We start from the raw sequence: 18,199 nt of genomic DNA, 5'->3' as shown, positions 1-18,199 counted from the left end.
TGATACTAAGGGAGAAGAATCAACAAAACCCTTAATTTGGATCATAAAGACCTACTTTTATTCTAGTATTCTGCCAACTGCGACTGAAAACTGAAAACTAGCATGCTAAAAATCCTCCACACCGCCGACTGGCATCTGGGCAAGCGCCTGCAGGAATACTCCCGACTCGAGGAGCAAAAGCTCGTCCTGGACGAAATCTGCCAAATCGCCGACCGGGAAAAGGTTGATCTCGTTCTGCTTGCCGGGGATATTTTTGACAGCTTCAACCCCGCCCACGAAGCGGTGGAATTGCTCTACAAAACACTCCGTCGCTTGTCCAAAAACGGTACCCGACCCATCATCGCTATCTCCGGCAATCACGACAGCACCCAGTTTGTCGAGGCACCCGATCCACTGGCCCGCGAGCTAGGCATTTTCTTTTACAGCCGATACGATTCTGTAATTCCTTGTGGAAAAATGGATTCCGGAGTAGAGATCTTAAATTCTGAAAGCGGGTTTGTGGAGCTCAAACTACCTCAGGTGGAGTTCCCCGTTCGGGTGATTTTGGCCCCTTTCGCCAACGAAGTCAGCCTTCGCACCTACCTCGGAGAGGAAAACCGGGAAGAAGAATTTCGAAAGCTACTCGCATCCAAATGGCAGGACTTGGCCGATCGGTATTGCGATGAAAAGGGGCTGAATCTCTTTGTGGGACATTTCTTTTTTATGAAGGAAGGAGAAAAGGCCGAGGCCGAACCCGAATCCGAACGACCGATCCTCCACGTGGGAGGCACACAGGCTCTTTTCACTCAAAATATCCCAAGCCAAATCCAATACGCAGCCCTCGGTCACCTCCACCGCTACCATGCTGTGGGTCATGATTCGATTCCGGTGGTATATTCGAGTTCGCCGCTTGCCTATTCCTTTTCCGAAGCCGATCAGGAGAAAAAGGTGGTAATCATCGAAGCTGAAGCCGGAAAGCCAGTCAGCTATCAGCCCATCGGGCTCAAGCAGGGCCGGCCGCTCTATAAGGTGAAATTTGACAACCTAGCCGACACGCTCGCTTGGCTGGAATCCAACCCCTACTGCTTTGTGGAAATCACTTTCATAGCTGACGAATCCATCGATGCGACCACCCGAAAAGCCATCATGAAAGCCCACGACGGCATCGTCAGTCTGATCCCGCAACTCAAAAATGCCGGCGTTCAGGAATCTTTTGCATTGCATGTGGATGACTTGGGCAAAGACATGGAGACGCTCTTCCGGCTTTACTACCAAAGCGAAAAAGGGCAGGAACCCAACGCGCAACTGCTTGGACTTTTCAAAGAAATCATCAGCCAAACCAACCCCGCATGATCCCTGTACGACTGGAAATCGAGGGCCTTTACTCCTATCGGGAAAAACAAACCGTGGAATTTGACTCCCTAACCGCTGCCGGACTTTTTGGGATTTTCGGGGCTGTGGGCAGTGGCAAATCTTCCATTTTAGAAGGAATTCTACTCGCCCTCTATGGCAGTACCGAGCGACTGGCAGCCACGGGCGAACGCTCTTCCATGGTCAATCTGCAGAGCGATCACCTGCTGATCAACTTTACTTTCCGCGCCGGAAATAACAATGCCCAAACCTATCTCGCCCGCTATTCTGCCAAGCGAAATAAAAAAGACCCCGAGAAAATCGATACCGGGGAGCACATTTTCTATCAACAAGTGGGTGGCAATTGGGAAGCCATTGAGGACAAGGCCGATGCCGTGCTTGGCATGAGCAAGGAGCATTTCAAGCAGACGATCATCATTCCACAGGGTAAATTCCGGGAGTTTATCGATCAGTCCCCCAAAGAACGGGCGGATATGATGCAGCAGCTGTTTGGATTGGATCGCTTTGATCTTTCTGCCAAAGCCGGAGAGCTCAGAAAAGCTGCTGAACTGGAAAAAACCCGCCTGAAGGCCCTGTTGGACAATTTGGAAGGCATCTCTCCCGAATCCCTTCAGGAAAAGAAAGATGAAAAGACCCAACTCGAAGCCGATAGTCAAAAAGCAACCAAAGTACTAGCCGAAGCTGATCTGGAGTTCCGAAAATTAGAACTGAGCCGAAAGGCATTTCTCCAGCTTAAAGAGCTAAAAATCCAACTCAGCACTTTGGAGCAAAAGCTGCCGGAAATGGAAGAAAAGCGGCAGCTGCACAAGGACTTTATCACCGCCAAAACCTACCTCCGTCCGGTTTGGGATCAATTGCAGGACCGAAAAAAAGACCTGGAAAAATACGAGGTCAGTTTGACGGATTGCGAGCGGTTCAAAGAGGGCTTCGTGAAAGAAATTGCCCAACTCGAGGCCGAAGAAGTCGAGCTTCGCAGGAAAAACGAAGAGCGTCCAGCCCGGGAAGCAAAAATCCGGGACTTGCGGAAAGTCATCGAAATTCAGGAGATAAGCGGCAAATTGGAAGCCGCTCAAAAGCAAGTTGAAAGTCTTCAGCCCGAACTGGAAGACAAAAAATCCCAGTTAAGCCAACTTGAAATTTCCATTCAGAACCTGGAAAAACAATCCGAAGCACTTCCTGCTTCCAACCCTGAGCTTCTCGCTGAGCTGAAAAGCACGCAAAGTCAATCGAAATCCAATCTGGAACGGCTTCAAGACTTGATTCGGATCAAAGGGAATTTTGAGCAGGAAGACGGAAAAATCAGGGTCCTTTTGGAAGAAATCAACCAAAGAATTCCAAAAGGGGAAAAAAGTCTGGAATCTTGGACTCAGACCCAAAAGTCCGTCATTCTCTCTCTCGAAACTGAGCGGGAAAAGCTCCTGAGAAAGCAGGGCCTGAATGCCCACGCCCACTTGCTGGTTAACGGAGAGCCTTGCCCGCTTTGCGGCGCTCATGAGCACCCCAATCCTATCCAAAGTCAAGCCGATGAAAGCCAAATCAAGGCAAAAGAACTCCAAATCAGCCGGGAAAAGGATGAGCTGGAAAAGATTTTGGCCCTAATCCAAAAGGAAAAAGTCGAGCAGAACAACCTGGAAAACTTGGGGAGAAATCTGCAAGACAAGTTGAAGGAAATCCAAAAGTTGGAAGCACAGCAAAAGGATTTTTGGGAAAAGCTCAAGAAGTTGAATATCACAAACGAGGAAGAGCTGACTCAACAGATCACCCAACTTGCTCAAACCCACACTCAAAAAGAAAGCTTGCTCCAGCAAATCCAAACCCAACGGAAATCCTGGAATGCAGGCCGTGAAGTGGCGGAAAAGGCAGAGAAACAGTTGCAATTGGCACAAATGGAAGTTCAGGATATCTCCTCCCGAATCCAATCCAAGCAGGAGGAAATCAAAGACCCAACCTTTTGCAGGCCTTTTTTCCAGAAGGATTCCCAAGTTATCCAAACTGCCATCGCCAAAGTCGAGCGGGATATCGAAGAAGCAGCCGAACTCCTAGAAGGAAAAAGAAAGCACCTTCAGGAAAGGAGAACCGCCCAAACCAGGAACTTGTCAGACATTGAAAATTATAAAAAGCAGATTCATGAAAACCGGGAAAAAATCACTTCCCTGAGCGCAGAGTTTGACAGTCTGAAAGGTCAACATGGATTTTTGGACGAGGCAGGCTTGATTCGGCTATTTCATCACTCTCTGGATGCGGAGAAAACTGCCCTGGAAATCCAACAGTTCGACCAGAAACTGGCCATCACCCGCTCCCGCATGACCGAACTGGAAGCGGAAGAAGGCGTGCTCACTTTTTCTGAAGACGCCTACCAAGCCATGCAGGAAAAGCTGGAGCAACTCCAAACCCAAGCCAAAACGCTGCAAAATCAACTCCTTCTCCTAAAGGAATCCCTGAAAGAAATGAACCAAAAGCTGGAGGAGAAGGAAAAGCTGGGCAAGGCTTTTCAGGAAATCGAAGCTCGGGAGACAGGGCTTCGGGAGCTGGAAAGGTTATTTTTCGGGAAAGGTTTTGTCAAGTACGTGAGCTCGATCTACCTCCGAGAGCTTTGCAATACAGCCAATCTGCGCTTTATGAAGCTGACCAAAAACAGCCTCAGTCTGGAAATCGACGACAGCAATACCTTTTGGGTGGTGGATTACCTGAACGGAGGGAAAAAGCGACTGCTTAAAACGCTATCGGGCGGACAGACCTTTCAGGCTTCCCTTTGTCTGGCTTTGGCCTTGGCTGAAAAAGTCAAAGCACTCAATCAGGCCGATCAAAGCTTTTTCTTCCTGGATGAAGGTTTTGGAGCCTTGGATCGGAATTCCCTTCGGGTGGTATTTGAAACCCTCAAAGCCCTTCGCCATGAAAATCGGGTGGTGGGCATCATCAGCCACGTCGAGGAATTGCAGCAGGAGATCGGGGTCTTTGCACAGGTGGAATTGGATGCTGATCGGGGTTCACAGATCCGGTATTCTTATTAGTTTTTGCCACAAAGGTCTTCAAGGTTAAATGGAGAGCACGAAGGGTTTGTAGCAAGAGGAACCCAAATCCGTGGTCATCTGTGTCTTTTTCTGTGTAAATCCGTGGGAAACTTTTTACAAAAAAATCTGAGAATCTCTCTTTCTGCCTTGGTGAATTGGCAGCAAAATAAACCCATTGAGTAAATTTACTCAGTATATTGAGTAAAATCGGTAAAAGTGACATTAAAGGCTGATATTCAATTATTTACAAAAACATTTTTAAGCAAAAAAGACAGCCATTAAGCTGCCTTTTAAGTGTATAAATCCAGTACATTCATCTGAAGGAAGTCTTCCCAAGGAATCCCATCGGTACCGATCACCAGGGATTTTTCAGGCCGGAAAGCCTTGGCAAATGCATTCAAGCCAGCCAACCCTCCTACTTTGGAAGTCTTCACTTCAAGTGCTATGATTCGCTTTTGGTATTCGACTATGAAATCCACTTCATCATTTCCCTCCCGCCAATAGTAGATATTCAGCTTTTTGATCTGAAAGGATTGGTTGATCAGGTGTGCACCCACGGCGGATTCCACCCATCGGCCCCAGGCTTTATGATCGGCCTTCAGCGTCTCGAAGGTTTCATTGGAAATCCCCGACATGATGGCCGTATTGTGCACTTGGAATTTGGGACTGGAGGAGCGCTTTCGCACCAGATTGGGACTATACTTTTCCAATCCTCCCAATAAACCTGCCTCATTGAGCAGGACAAGGTAATTGGCCAAAGTGGTGGTATTGCCGGCATCAGCCAGCTGTCCCATGACTTTGGTGTAGCTAAGCACCTGACCCGAATAGGAGGATCCAATCTCAAACAGACGCTTCATCAGCGCAGGCTTATCCACACGAGTCAGCATAAGAATATCACGGGAAATGCTGGTCTCCAAAAGGGAATCCCGCACATAAGCCTTCCAGCGATCTTCATCCTCCTTCAGCGTGATGGCTCCGGGATAGCCTCCGTACCAGATATATTCATCCGGAGACAAGCCGAAAGCAGCTTTCATCTCCCGGTAAGACCAATGTCCTAAGTACATGGATTCAAATCTACCTGCCAGAGACTCGGTCAATCCTTGCTGCAGCATCAGTCGGGAAGAACCCAACAGAATCACCCGAATGTCCCGCTCCTCCAGAGTGTCTCGATCCCATTCGGCTTTGACCTGCTCGCTCCAATTGTCGATTTTTTGCACTTCATCAATGACCAATAGATAGGGAGAATCTGGGGAAAGCAATTGTTTGGCGCGTGCATTTTCCCATTGCTGAGAGATCCAGACTTGATCGGTGGCAGCTACAGCATCTGCTGCTACCAAAGCATGAGGATAATTCAGATCACGAATGATTTGCCGCACCAAGGTAGTCTTACCTACCTGCCTTGGGCCATAGATCACTTGGATAAACCTCCGGGGTTCATCCTGTAGTCTTTTCTTAATGATCTCTTTTTCAGCTCTTTGGTAGCTCATTTCTATATTTACTCATTTTACTGAGTAAATTTACTCAATATATTGAGTAATTTCCAAATAACATCTTCATATAATTGATTACCATCTACTTATGAAATAATTTTTTCTTGAAAAAAGGTAAAAAAATACCCCGACTAGTGCCGGGGACTTTTTAAACTAAATAGACCTTACAAGAAAATCTTTACCCTGTCAAAAAGGGCCTACCTGAATTTTTTGATCAGACGAAAATATGTTGGTTGACCCACTCGATCTCCTCTTCACGGATAGTATGATCTGGATCCTCAAATAACTTTACGGTTACGTCTGCTCCCATTTGCCGTAGCAGATCTGCAGATTCCTGAATTCTGATTGCAGGGACGTGAAAGTCCCGGTCACTGCTACCGATGAAAATCGGAGTTCCCTGAAAATCACCGGAATAATTCCCAGCTTTCAACTTTTCTCCAACCAACCCGCCGGTGAAAGCCACTATCCCACCCAACTTTTGAGCATTTCGGGCAGCGAATTCCAAACTCAAACATGCTCCTTGAGAGAAACCCACGAAAAAGACATTTTCGGGAGCAACTCCCTCGCGCAAAACTTCATCGAAAAGCGATTGGATTTGCTTTAAAGACGATTCCAGTGCAACAAAGTTGCCGGAATCTGACTTCATAAAGCCAAACGGATACCAAGAGTTTCCGTTTGCCTGAGGAGCCAAAATTGCATAGTCGGTCAAATTCAGGTATGAACTCAGGCTAAGGATACTATCAGCGGTAGCTCCGCGACCGTGGATGAGGATCACTGCTTTTTGGGCTTGATCTAGCGCAAGGCCCTTTTTTACTACGTTAGGCATACTTTTCAGGGTTTAATGTGATCGGTACTAAAGCTGCTTCAATTCGCTTTCTGCTAGGCTCTGCCCACTCGGGTAGTTTTAGAAGTTCGCCTAAATGGGCTTCTTCCTCATCAATAGCGAATCCCGGTTCGTCGGTAGCAATTTCAAACAAAACTCCTCCCGGCTCTCTGAAATAGATAGACTTGAAATAGTTTCGGTCCTTTACTTCTGTGACATGATAGCCATTCTGCATCAGAATTTCCTGAATCGCCAGTTGACTTTGGGTATTGGCTGTGCGGAAAGCGATGTGGTGAACTGTTCCGGCACTTTGCATGCCCCGGTTTCCAGTTTTGTCCAAGACAATATCGACGATATCTCCGGGCTTACCCTCGGTCCCATACCGATAGCGATCTCCTTCCTGCCCGATATATTTATAATCCATATGACGGGTAAGAAGCTGCTCGGTCAGTTCCTTGGCTCGGAGATTTAATGTGGCTCCATAAAATCCTTTGATCGAGTGCTCGGCTGGAATTTGCCCATAAGTCCAGCCCAGGCGATCGTCTTTGTCGTTTGCTACCAGTTCGATTCCCATCCCGTCGTGATCTTCAAATCGGATCAGTTTTTCTCCAAATCGAGTCAGAACATCTGAAATGGCTACTTTGTAACGCTTCAATCTTTCCATCCAAAACTCCAAAGAATCTTTTCCAATGGAAAAGGCCGTGTAAGTCAGTTCGCCGGTTCCTTTGGTCCCTCTTCTTGCTCCCTGAAAAGGAAATGTGGTAAATACGGTGCCCGGTCGGCCCAGTTCATCTCCAAAATAGAAATGGTACACATCCGGTGCATCGAAATTGATGGTCTTTTTGACCAGCCTTAGCCCAAGGATTCCGGTATAGAAATCAATGTTTTTTTGTGCATCACCGGCTATCGCGGTGATATGGTGTATTCCTGTGATATAGGGTCTCATGGTATTGTGGTTAAAATCAAAGGTTCAATTTGTGGATAAACAAAACCCCGAGGGTTAAGTCAACCTCCGGGGTATTAATCAAAAACCTCAAAGGTTTGTTAGGCTTGCTTGACCAGCTGAACACTCAGGATCAAACGAACCTGATCGCTAACTACAACGCTTCCTGCTTCGGTAATGGCAGACCAAGAAAGGCCAAAATCTTTTCTGTTTAGCTTGCCTTCGATTTCGAAACCAGCCTTAGTCTGTCCGTAAGGATCTGCTACTACTCCTCCAAAGTCTACAGAAAGATCAATGGATTTGGTAGTACCTCTCATGGTCAAATCTCCCTTTAGCGTGTAATCTCCTCCCTCATTTGCCAGAGTCCCTTCAAAACTCAATTTAGGATGATTTCCAGCGTCAAAGAAGTCTGCGGACTTCAGGTGATTATCACGATCGGTCTGATTGGTGTCGATGCTGTCAATATCTGCCGTAAAGGCTACTTTGGCCCCATTGAAATCTTCAGAACCTACCTCCGCGCTACCTTCAAACTTCCGGAAATAGCCAGTGACAGTGGAAATCACCAAGTGCTTTACTTTGAAAGATACTTCTGAGTGTGTAGGGTCAATAATCCATTTTGTTGTGCTCATGATTTGATTGGTTTAAATTGATTGAATGAATTGTTTTAACATTATTTGTATATACATCTATTTGGATAAATTTTTCATCCCCTGAGCTTATCCAGGAGAAAATTCAACTGCTCGACTTCTTCTTCATTCAGGTTGAGAATTTGCCGGTTAGCTTCTTCCACCTGCATTTGCAAAGACTGCAGGAGCTCCAAGCCTTTATCAGTAATCAAAACATCGACTTGTCGGCGATCAGTAGGGCATTCTTCCCTTTTGACCAGGTCTTTCATCTTCAACTTTTCTACAAGTCTTGATGCATTGGACATTTTGTTCAGCATTCTTTCCTGAATAGAAGAGACAGTGGTCGGGGCGCCATTTTGCCCTCTGAGTATTCTCAGGACATTGTATTGTTCTGGAGAAATATCACAAGGCTTGAACAAGGCACTTTGAGCAGTCACCAAGTAGCTGTGCGTGTAAAGCAAGTTTACCACAGCCTTATTGTAAGGATCTTTGAATTCCCGCTGCCGGATTGCTTCTTCTATCTTTCCCATATTGAATACAAATGAATTTAATGTATATACATCTAATTTAAGCAAAAGGTTTCAGAGCAGAAATAACTTTTTTGATTTTTTCAAAAAAATGCCAAAACAGAAAAGAATAAGCTATTTTACTTGGGATGAACTTCAAATGCGCCTAAGATGTATCATTCTTCACTCCCATCAGAAGCCGCTTCTGGGCTTGTCACCTTCTTCTATCAAATGAAAATGGCACCCATGATCACCGGTGAGCTCGGTGAGCTTTTGATGCCATCTGGCACTGGGATTTTGGGAATTCACCTTCAAGGCCGATATCAAGTGAACGGGTTTTATTCTTACGACGGGCCTTTGCCTGAATATTACTTGGTCGGACAGCAAACTCGGAGTTATAGACTGAAAGTAGAAAATGAAGAGGCAGATATCTTTGGGATAGCTATCCGGCCGACAGCAATCTGGAGGTTAACGAAAAGGCCTGCCATTCAATTCACTGATCGACCCACTCCCCTAGAGGAAGTATTTGCCGAAGCCTGGTTGGACACAATAAAGCAGATAGCAGAAAAGCCAAGTTTTGAGAAAAGGGTGGAAAAGGCAGAGGAGTTTATTTCGGAAATTCTCTCCGACCTTGACCTGTCCAAAACTCTGGTAGACTATGCCCTGGAGTTGATTTTTGAGAAAAAAGGATGCATCAGTACACGAGAGCTTTGCAAAGAGCTTCATGTCAGCGAACGGCACCTTCAGCATCTCTTTCGACAGCAAGTAGGCCTTTCCCCACTTCAATACGCTCGAATCACCCGATTCAATTCCATATTCGTGGAGTTTACCCGGGCAGGCGAAAGTCCGGATTTGCCATTTCTCACTTCATTTTTCAACTATTACGACATTTCTCACTTTTTTAAAGACTTCAAAGCCTACAGCGGAGAGTCACCAAGCCAGTTTCATCTGGAGAGATTTTCACTGTTAAAAGAATTGGTTGCTAACCAGCCCTATCTCACCCAAGTCCAAAACATCAGGAAATAATACTGCAAGCATTTAGCGGGTTTTTACAAGTGATTATCCAATCTGAGGGGTAATATGGATTTCGTTTTCCCAAACCCTTTACTCCCGATGAAAACCCTTAAATCAAGCATTATCCTCTTTCTTTTTTTCCTGATTACACTACCCTCTTTGCCCTTAGCCGCACAATCAAAATTCATCAAAGATTTGAAGAAGACGGCTGAGGAATCCGCCAAAAGAACTGTGGAAAGGAAAGTAGAAGAAAAAACCACCCAAGTAACCGACGAGGCCTTCGAAACGGTAATGGAGGCACCCAATATCTTCAAATCAAAGAAAGGCCAGAAAAAGAAAGCTGACGAAAGTGAAGAAAGAGGAAGTAATTCCTCTTCCTCTAAAAAGTCCAAAGAGGCTTCATCATCCAATTCCACCAGTACGATTGAAACCGATGACCCGGCACTTTCGATCGCAGGTCAATTTATCCCTAACGGGCAGGTGATGTACACCGATTATTTTGAACGGGATGCACTCGGGGACTTTCCTGCAAAATGGGAAACCAATACCGGGGGAGAAATCATCACCATCGATGATTTCAAGGCCTTGAGAACTTCAGGCACAGGGTATTATTTACCTGTCCTCCCAAAAGAATTGCCGGAAAATTATGCGGTGGAATTCGATCTTTTCACTTACAATCTGGAATACAAAACCACCACTTCTGTACGATTTGCAATTCATATGATTGATCAGCCTTTGTACACCAAAGCTAAAAAAGGGGCGAGTATGGAGTTTAATCTTTGGTATGATGGAGGATCCAAGAGAATCACGGTAGAATCATACGGAACAGCCAATAAGCTCAACAATACCATTCCCTATGAATACACCAATCAGCTGAATGATTTAATCCATTTCACTCTGGTCAAAAATGGCAAACGAGTAAGACTATTTATGGAAGACGAAAAAGTGGTGGACATCCCTTCTTTGGCAGCCGAAGATTTAGGAAAATATATTCAGTTCTATGTACGGGAAGTGGATTTGCAAAAGGACCTAGTAGTCGCCATAGCCAATCTCAAAATCACTGAAGAAGGAGAAGATCTTCGGTCAAAACTCCTAAAAGCAGAAGGGTTCAGCACCACAGCTATCCTTTTCCAAACCGCTTCTGACCAATTGCAGCCTTCTTCATTTGAATTTTTAGATCAGTTAGGAGAAGTATTGAAAGATGATGAATTCCTGAGAATCCAGATTATCGGACACACAGACAGCGATGGAGATGAAAGCAGCAATCAAATTCTATCTGAAAAAAGAGCCATTGCTGTGGCGGATTATTTAAAAGAAAAGTTTGGAATAGCTGAAAACCGACTGCAAACTCAAGGAAAAGGGGAAGCAGAACCGCTGAATTCCAATTCTACTTCAGCAGAAAAAGCAGCCAATAGAAGAGTAGAGTTCAAGAAGTTTTAACCAAAAAACACAAATCATGAAAGCACTTTTGAAAATCATCTTTGTGGTGTTGCTCATAGCCCCGGTGTATTCGTATGCCCAATTCAGCACCAAGACCAAATCAAGCATTCCAAATCAATCTTTGAGTAAAACACAACTGAATACACAGCAAATCAAAGCAGGGAGATTATCCAAGGTTGAACCACCAAAATCTATAAGTGAAGTTGACATTAACAATTTTCCGATCATTGGATTCAGTCCGGAAGATTTAGAGAGAAGTAGGCAAAAATATTGGGAAATCACGCCAAAAAAGCCATATGATCCAGGTATGGAACTTACTTTATGGGGAACATACACACCGTCAGCATTCATCATGACCCCCAACGTCAAATATATCATCAATGTTGACTATGATTACTACACGTATAGCTCAAGACTTGCAGTCAACTTATTGGAAGGTAAAGACTATAAATTGATATTCGGGATTGAGCCCAAGGCTTTTCCAGAAGGAACGACCGTCCTATTTAGAATCGGAACCAGCGAATTTAGAATAGGATGGCCTTCCAACAGCAGTGAACTCATTGTCCTCTTTAATAATTCGTTCACCGGCAAACAGATTATTGATTTCAGTCCAGCGATTATTCCGAATAGAGGTAAAAATAGAGACGCCATGCAGGAATTCTCAATAAAATCGATAAGGCTGGAAGAATTGACGAATTAAGCTGAGATATGCTAACCCACGGAAACTTTAAAGAAATTTAATTGGATTGGCAAAACCCAAAAATCTATGGAATAACTGAATTAAAACTGAAAGAACTGGCTCCTAATCGATAACTTCTTTCAACCCACGTTTGGTAACCAAATCATCAAAAACCTCAGCGAAAATTCACTGAGGTTTTTTTTGCCAATCTAACCTCTTTTCCCACGGGGAAAGCCAGAAAACCGGCTATTTCAACATCAACAATGCCAAGTAACAAGAAATGAATCCTACTAAGGATTCATCAAACGCTTTTTTCTTTCAAAGAAAAGGCTCTAAAATCTACTTCTGTTTTTGATCTAACTGACGAAGTGCATGACCTTAAAAAAACTGCCTCAAAATCGCAGAAAATGTATTTTACTCCATCTTGATGAGTTTTTGATGTAGTCCTTTTTAAAGCCTGATGAAATGAAGATGCAGTCCGATTTTTGGGGCTCCAGATTAATAACTAGAGATTGGGTTCAAATTCAAAAAAATTATGAAAACCCAATACACCAAACTATTGATGCTTTTCACTCTGATCACAGGAGTCTGGGCATGTGACAATTATGAGTTTCCACCAGTGGTGGATACTCCTCCTTCTATTACATTAAGACCTATCACCAGTGGACTAGTAGAAGGGCAGGATTTCCGTATGGAAATAGTATTATCTGATGGAGTAGAAGGATCTTCTATCAGTACTTTGGAGTCGCTTTCCTATGATTTTATCCGTGGAGGCGCAGTTGTGTTGTCCGGTTCTGAGACTTTGACCACAGACAATGCGACGGTGACGATCTCTGTTCCCGGTGGATTCGAACCAGGAGACTACACACTCGATTTGACTGTTCGAGACACCAACGGCAATGCAACCTCAACGGTGCGGAGCTTTACTGTGGCTTCCCTTCGACCAGCCTTCGATATCACAGGTACTTGGCAAATGGAACCTGTAGCCGGATCATTAGCGGTAGGCCCAGGCCCAGGAAACGGAGAATGGTTTTCCATATCCCAAGGTGATGTTACTACAAGAGCTTGTTTTTATGATGACACCTACACTTTCGGTGCTGATGGTTCATTTAAAATCGAAATGGGTGACCAGACTTGGTTAGAAACTTGGCAAGGTGTCGGCTCTGACCAGTGCGGTACTCCAGTGGCTCCATTTGATGGCAAAGGTTCTTATCAGTATTCCTACGCTGGCAATACACTTACTGTAAGTGGAGAAGGCGCATTTATCGGATTGGCGAAAGTTCATAATGCAGGTGAGATTTCAAATGGTGTACCAGCTCAGGATGAAATCACCTATACTATCGTAGACCCTGTACAAGATGGCAATACCAGAAGAATGACTTTGAGAATTGAAGCCGGTGCTGGTGTTTGGTGGGATTTCAAACTCATCTCAGGAGAAATCGGTGGCGGAGAGGAAGTGTCCTTAGTAGGAGACTGGAAAATGGAACCGATTGCCGGTTCATTTGGAGTAGGACCGACAGAAGGTAGCACAGAGTGGTTTGCCAATTCTGCAGCAGACGTGACCACCAGAGCCTGTTTCTTCGATGATGTTTACACATTTGGTGCTGACGGAAGCTTCTCCTATGAAATGGGTGACCAAACGTGGCTTGAGGCTTGGCAAGGAGTCGCGGCAGATGCATGTGGAGCTCCTGTAGCCCCTCATGATGGCAGTGGCACTTACACCTATACTTTTGACGGAACTTCTCTCACACTTATTGGCGCAGGAGCCCATGTCGCACTGCCAAAGGCGGTGAATGCTGGCGAGCTTCCTAATGTCGATGTCCCTGACAGTGTTACCTACAAAGTAATCAGCCTCACTGAGTCTGGTGGTGTGAAAAAGATGACCCTCCACATTGAAACAGGAAGTGGAGTTTGGTGGACATTCAAACTAATTTCTGAATAAGCAGTTGATAAGTCGAAAGGGCGTCATTCAATTGACGCCCTTTCATTTCGCTTCATTTAACCTAAAATTCCATGAAACAATTTACCCCTTATCTTTTTGCTAGCTTACTTTTAGGCTTTATAGGTTGCTCCTCCGAGGATGAAAACCCAGGTACTGGCTCTACAGGCTCAACCGAAGTTTTTATTCCCACTGCAGGCTTTACCTCCCCTTCATCCTACCCTGGGATGAATTTGGTATGGGAAGATGAGTTCAATGGCAATAGTTTGGACCTTTCTGCTTGGACTCATGAAACAGGAAAAGGCCAAAATGGATGGGGAAACAATGAACTCCAGCACTATCGCTCCCAAAACACTTCTGTTGAAAGAGGTCATCTGATTATCACAGCGAAAAAAGAATCCTTTTCTGGGAGTGAATACACTTCATCCCGAATTATCACAGAAAACAAAAAGCAATTCAGATACGGCAGGGTAGACATCCGTGCAGTGTTGCCCAAAGGCCAAGGCTTGTGGCCTGCCCTATGGATGCTGGGAGCCAACTTTAGAACTGTCGGTTGGCCAGCCTGTGGAGAAATCGACATCATGGAAATGATCGGTGGTCAAGGGAGAGAAAAAACTGTTCATGGCACTGTTCACTGGCAGCAAGATGGAAACCGGGCACAGTTTGGAGGGCAATATTCCCTGCCTTCAGGGACTCTCGCAGACCAATTCCACGTGTATTCTATCGAGTGGGATGCCAGTTCGATCCGGTGGTTTATTGATAACAAACAATACCATGTGATCGATACTACACCTGAACAGTTGGATGAATTTAGAAGAAGCTTCTTTTTTATTTTCAACGTGGCAGTAGGCGGTGATTGGCCAGGATCTCCGAATAGCTCGACCAGTTTCCCTCAGCATATGATAGTGGACTACGTTAGAGTATTTCAGAAAAACTAAAAAAAAGCCCCGAGGGGCTTTTTTTTATGCATTAGCTTTTAGCCAGTCGATGAGCAATTGATTAACCACCTCGGGTTTCTCTATGCAGCTACTATGTCCAGCTCCGGGAATTCGGTGAAGCACTGCTCCGGTTATTCCCATTTGGATGAACTTGGCTTTTTCCGGTTTGGTAGCCACATCTTCATCTCCTACCATGATTAATGTAGGACAGGTAATTTTCGCTAATTCATCCTCTACTCCTTTTCTGTAAATCACCCCTTCGACGGGACCGGTGATGGACTTTTTGTTTGCCATTACCTCTTTCTTCCAATGCTTGATGGCTGCTGAATTAGACGGATTGGTGAGCCAAGATTCTGCAAACATGATCGGCATGACTTTATTTGCCACCGGGGCTATCACTCCCAACCACTTTACAATCCCATTTAGCGTTTTGTATTTGGGAAGATTCTCTACGGGCTCGGCGTTGGCACTGGTTTCCATCAAAATCAGACTCTTGATCAATTCAGGCCTTCTGGCCGCCAAGCGCATTCCCACAAAACCACCCATAGACAGCCCTGCAAAATGTACTTTTCCCAATCCAAGGTTTTCTATCAGAGCCGCTGCATCTTCTGCTACGGTGTCCATATCAAATGGCCCCTTGGATTCACTTTGCCCTTGTCCCCGATGGTCATAGGCAATCACCCGGTAGGATTTAGAAAGAACTTCCACTTGAGCAGCAAACATTTTATGACTCCAAAGCAGCCCATGAGAAAAGAGGACGACTTCCTTTCCATTTCCTTTCTCTTCATAATAAAGGTTTACTCCATTGGCTTCTTGAAAGGGCATAGTTGATTGGGTTTATATTTATTTTCTCTAAAATGATTTGAGGGGCCGAAACCCTAGAATGGCAAATTTACCAATCCAGTCCAGGCTGCTTCAGCCGAGCATTTTCTCTTGCCTTATGCTCATCTACAATTTGCTTTACATCCTCCAAAAGCTGCTTAGCATCGTAAACAATCCCGTCTTTCACGGTATATTTCACACCACCCACTCGGACAGGCTGATTGTTTTCATCTATCCGAATTGAACCTGTCCCGTAGAGCACTTTAAGGTTCTGAAGCGGGTTTTCTTCCAAAATCACAAAATCAGCCAATTTCCCCACTTCTACAGATCCGATTTCCTTTTCCATTCCTAAGGCCTCCGCTCCATACAAAGTAGCACTGCGAAGTACCTCCAAAGGATGAAAACCTGCTTCTCTGAGCAGTTCCAATTCCCGGATATAAGCAAAGCCATACAATTGGTAAATAAAACCTGAATCCGAGCCTGCCGTGACCCTGCCACCCCGATTTTTGTATTCATTGACAAAGGTCATCCACAGCTTATAATTTTCTTTCCACTGAACTTCTTCCTCCGTCGTCCAATCAAACCAGTAGGAACCATGGGACTGCCTGCTCGGAGCATAAAATCTCCAAAGAGAAGGTAGCGTGTACACTTCATGCCATTCCTGAGTTCTTGCTCGCATCAAGTCGCGGTTGGCTTCGTAGATATTGAATGTAGGATCAAGGGTAAAATCCAATTCCAAGAGCTCATTCATTACCTTATTCCAATGCTCAGAATAGGGTGGTGCGGCTTGCTTCCAAAGCTTTCCGGCTTCACCGAAGCGGTGCTGCTCATTCTGATAATTGTAATCCAAGCGGAAATCCTGAATGGTACGATCCTGGAAAAGAGCCTCAGGTAGCCCATACCAATGCTCCATGGAGGTCAATCCAGCTCTTGCAGAATTCAATACGTTCCAGCGGGCCACATCCAATTGCTGATGGTGCATGGCTGATCGAAGACCTATCCGCTTGTTTTCAGAGATGGCAGCTTGCATCACTTCCGGACTCGCTCCGAAAAATTTGATTCCATCAGCACCTTTGGCTTTATTTTCATTAACCCAGGATTTGGCTTGTTCAGCTGTGGTGATGGGCTTTTCTGCACCTTGTCCAAAGGAAGTGTAGGCTAAAATTCTCGGTGCAGTAATCTGATTGGCAGCAGATTTTTTCTTCTGATCCAAAACCCAAGCCAATCCATTGCCAGCAGATGGGTCACGAATGGTAGTGATTCCGTGCGCCATCCAAAGTTTGAATACGTATTCTGCAGGCGTTCCTTGACCACTCCCCCCAATATGCCCATGCATATCCACTAATCCGGGAAGAAGATAGTGACCCTCCATATCCAAAACCTTGGTGTTTTCATCTGCTTTTGGACGACGGTTGTCATTGATAGGCAGGCCGGGATAGCCCACTACTTGAATTTGAGCGATTCGATTTTTTTCAACCACAATATCCACAGGACCAATCGGCGGTGCACCGGTACCATCTATCAGAGTGACACCGCGAATAATCAGGCGATCATAGGGTCCATCTCCTTCGGCACGGTCCGGAGCAGGCATGATTTGCGCCGTAGCCAAAATCTGACAGGCAAAAACTGAGATTACAAGTAGGGTGATTTTCTTCAACATGAGGCTGGTGGATTTGTACAGGGATAAGTTAAGCCAAAATCAGTAATCAAAAAAAGGAATTGGGATGAGAGAAAACGAAAAAGCCCCGCACGGATATGCATCGTGCGGGGCTCTTATTTAAACTAGGCTTGCTTATAGGTCCTTGAACTTGTCCATGATCTCTTCAGAAATCCCGGTGAAGGAATAGCCTCCATCGTGGAAGAGATTCTGCATGGTGACCATGCGAGTGAGGTCGGAAAAGAGTGTAACTATGTAATCAGCGCAAGCTTCTGCTGAGGCGTTCCCAAGTGGGGAAAGTGCTTCCGCGAAGTTGAAGAAGGAATCAAAACCTCCGATACCTGTTCCTGCAGTAGTTTTGGTTGGGGACTGAGAAATGGTATTTACCCTTACTTTCTTGAGTTTCCCTAATCGGTACCCGTATCCTCTCGCAATGCTTTCCAAAAGAGCCTTGGCATCTGCCATATCGGTGTAGAATGGATAAACCCGCTGTGCAGCGATGTAAGAAAGACCGATAATCGATCCCCACTCCTTCATCACATCCATTTTCTCAGCTACATGCATCATCTTATGGAAAGAAATCGCAGATACATCATAGGATTTCATTGCCCAATCGTAGTTAAGGTCTCCATAAGATCTCCCTTTGCGGATATTGGGTGACATCCCGATGGAGTGAAGCAGAAAATCAAAATCGCTTCCCAAAAACTCCCTGGCCTCTGCGTACAGCTTTTCGATATCTTCTACCAAAGTCGCATCTGCAGGAATGACAATGGTATTGCACTCCTCGGCCAATTCCTTGATGGCACCCATTCTCATGGCAATCGGAGCGTTGGTCAGGACAAACTTCCCTCCTTGTTCTTTGACTTTGAGGGCTGTTTTCCAAGCAATGGAATTCTCATCCAGTGCACCTGTGATGATCCCTACTTTCCCTTTGAGCAAATTTTCTGGCATATTTCTTTTT

The 18,199-nt window shown here is 45.2% G+C and carries 15 protein-coding genes; 7 read left to right on the top strand and 8 right to left on the bottom strand.

The features are described from left to right. The first annotated feature begins 102 nt into the window (after positions 1-102). Together AAA938_RS02035 and AAA938_RS02030 are read left to right on the top strand one after the other, a co-directional pair. Positions 103-1,332: an exonuclease subunit SbcD gene (locus tag AAA938_RS02035; RefSeq protein WP_338226948.1), complete on the top strand. Its 1,230-nt coding sequence runs from the start codon at positions 103-105 to the stop codon at positions 1,330-1,332. Further along, a complete protein-coding gene (locus tag AAA938_RS02030; RefSeq protein ID WP_338226947.1) occupies positions 1,329-4,361 on the top strand; it encodes an AAA family ATPase in 3,033 nt (1,010 codons plus the stop codon). The genes AAA938_RS02035 and AAA938_RS02030 overlap by 4 nt, the downstream gene beginning before the upstream one ends. A gap of 290 nt (positions 4,362-4,651) precedes the next feature. Here the strand turns inward: AAA938_RS02030 and AAA938_RS02025 are convergent, their stop codons facing one another. The 5 genes from AAA938_RS02025 to AAA938_RS02005 form a co-directional block, all read right to left on the bottom strand. Then, a complete protein-coding gene (locus AAA938_RS02025; protein WP_338226946.1) occupies positions 4,652-5,848 on the bottom strand; it encodes an ATP-binding protein in 1,197 nt (398 codons plus the stop codon). Between the two features lie 217 nt (positions 5,849-6,065). Further along, on the bottom strand, positions 6,066-6,677 hold the full coding sequence (locus AAA938_RS02020) for an alpha/beta hydrolase (RefSeq protein ID WP_338226945.1): 612 nt from the start codon (positions 6,675-6,677) through the stop codon (positions 6,066-6,068). Continuing rightward, complete coding sequence (locus tag AAA938_RS02015) at positions 6,670-7,620, bottom strand: ring-cleaving dioxygenase (RefSeq protein WP_338226944.1); 951 nt, start codon at positions 7,618-7,620, stop codon at positions 6,670-6,672. Before AAA938_RS02015 ends, AAA938_RS02020 begins: the two co-directional genes overlap by 8 nt. Positions 7,621-7,718: 98 nt before the next feature. Then, positions 7,719-8,246: a YceI family protein gene (locus AAA938_RS02010; protein ID WP_338226943.1), complete on the bottom strand. Its 528-nt coding sequence runs from the start codon at positions 8,244-8,246 to the stop codon at positions 7,719-7,721. 74 nt (positions 8,247-8,320) lie between these two features. Further along, the gene (locus AAA938_RS02005) at positions 8,321-8,773 is read right to left on the bottom strand and encodes a MarR family winged helix-turn-helix transcriptional regulator (RefSeq protein ID WP_338226942.1); all 453 of its coding nucleotides are present in this window, start codon (positions 8,771-8,773) and stop codon (positions 8,321-8,323) included. A 147-nt stretch (positions 8,774-8,920) separates the two neighbouring features. Between AAA938_RS02005 and AAA938_RS02000 the strand changes: the two genes are divergently transcribed. The 5 genes from AAA938_RS02000 to AAA938_RS01980 all read left to right on the top strand — a co-directional run bounded on the left by AAA938_RS02000 (position 8,921) and on the right by AAA938_RS01980 (position 14,759). Then, positions 8,921-9,775, top strand: coding sequence for an AraC family transcriptional regulator (locus AAA938_RS02000; protein ID WP_338226941.1), 855 nt, complete (start codon positions 8,921-8,923; stop codon positions 9,773-9,775). Positions 9,776-9,862: 87 nt separating this feature from the next. Further along, on the top strand, positions 9,863-11,203 hold the full coding sequence (locus AAA938_RS01995) for an OmpA family protein (RefSeq protein ID WP_338226940.1): 1,341 nt from the start codon (positions 9,863-9,865) through the stop codon (positions 11,201-11,203). 16 nt (positions 11,204-11,219) lie between these two features. Next, positions 11,220-11,903: a hypothetical protein gene (locus AAA938_RS01990; protein ID WP_338226939.1), complete on the top strand. Its 684-nt coding sequence runs from the start codon at positions 11,220-11,222 to the stop codon at positions 11,901-11,903. A 514-nt stretch (positions 11,904-12,417) separates the two neighbouring features. Next, positions 12,418-13,824, top strand: coding sequence for a hypothetical protein (locus tag AAA938_RS01985; protein WP_338226938.1), 1,407 nt, complete (start codon positions 12,418-12,420; stop codon positions 13,822-13,824). A 71-nt stretch (positions 13,825-13,895) separates the two neighbouring features. Further along, positions 13,896-14,759 (top strand): glycoside hydrolase family 16 protein, encoded by an 864-nt coding sequence (locus AAA938_RS01980; RefSeq protein WP_338226937.1) that lies wholly within the window; start codon positions 13,896-13,898, stop codon positions 14,757-14,759. 24 nt (positions 14,760-14,783) lie between these two features. On the opposite strand, the gene AAA938_RS01975 is transcribed toward AAA938_RS01980, so the two are convergent. The 3 genes from AAA938_RS01975 to AAA938_RS01965 all read right to left on the bottom strand — a co-directional run bounded on the left by AAA938_RS01975 (position 14,784) and on the right by AAA938_RS01965 (position 18,189). Next, a complete protein-coding gene (locus AAA938_RS01975) occupies positions 14,784-15,584 on the bottom strand; it encodes an alpha/beta fold hydrolase (RefSeq protein WP_338226936.1) in 801 nt (266 codons plus the stop codon). A gap of 67 nt (positions 15,585-15,651) precedes the next feature. Beyond that, positions 15,652-17,241 carry an amidohydrolase family protein gene (locus tag AAA938_RS01970; protein WP_338226935.1) on the bottom strand — a complete coding sequence of 530 codons (1,590 nt, stop codon included), beginning with the start codon at positions 17,239-17,241 and terminating at the stop codon, positions 15,652-15,654. Positions 17,242-17,373: 132 nt separating this feature from the next. Continuing rightward, complete coding sequence (locus tag AAA938_RS01965) at positions 17,374-18,189, bottom strand: enoyl-ACP reductase FabI (RefSeq protein ID WP_338226934.1); 816 nt, start codon at positions 18,187-18,189, stop codon at positions 17,374-17,376. Positions 18,190-18,199: the final 10 nt, after the last annotated feature.

It is taken from the genome of Algoriphagus taiwanensis (genome assembly GCF_036245645.1).
GTDB classification, from domain to species: Bacteria; Bacteroidota; Bacteroidia; order Cytophagales; family Cyclobacteriaceae; genus Algoriphagus; species Algoriphagus taiwanensis.
The sequence above is the reverse complement of the archived record's forward strand: the minus strand, read 5'-3'. Positions and strand labels throughout refer to the sequence as shown.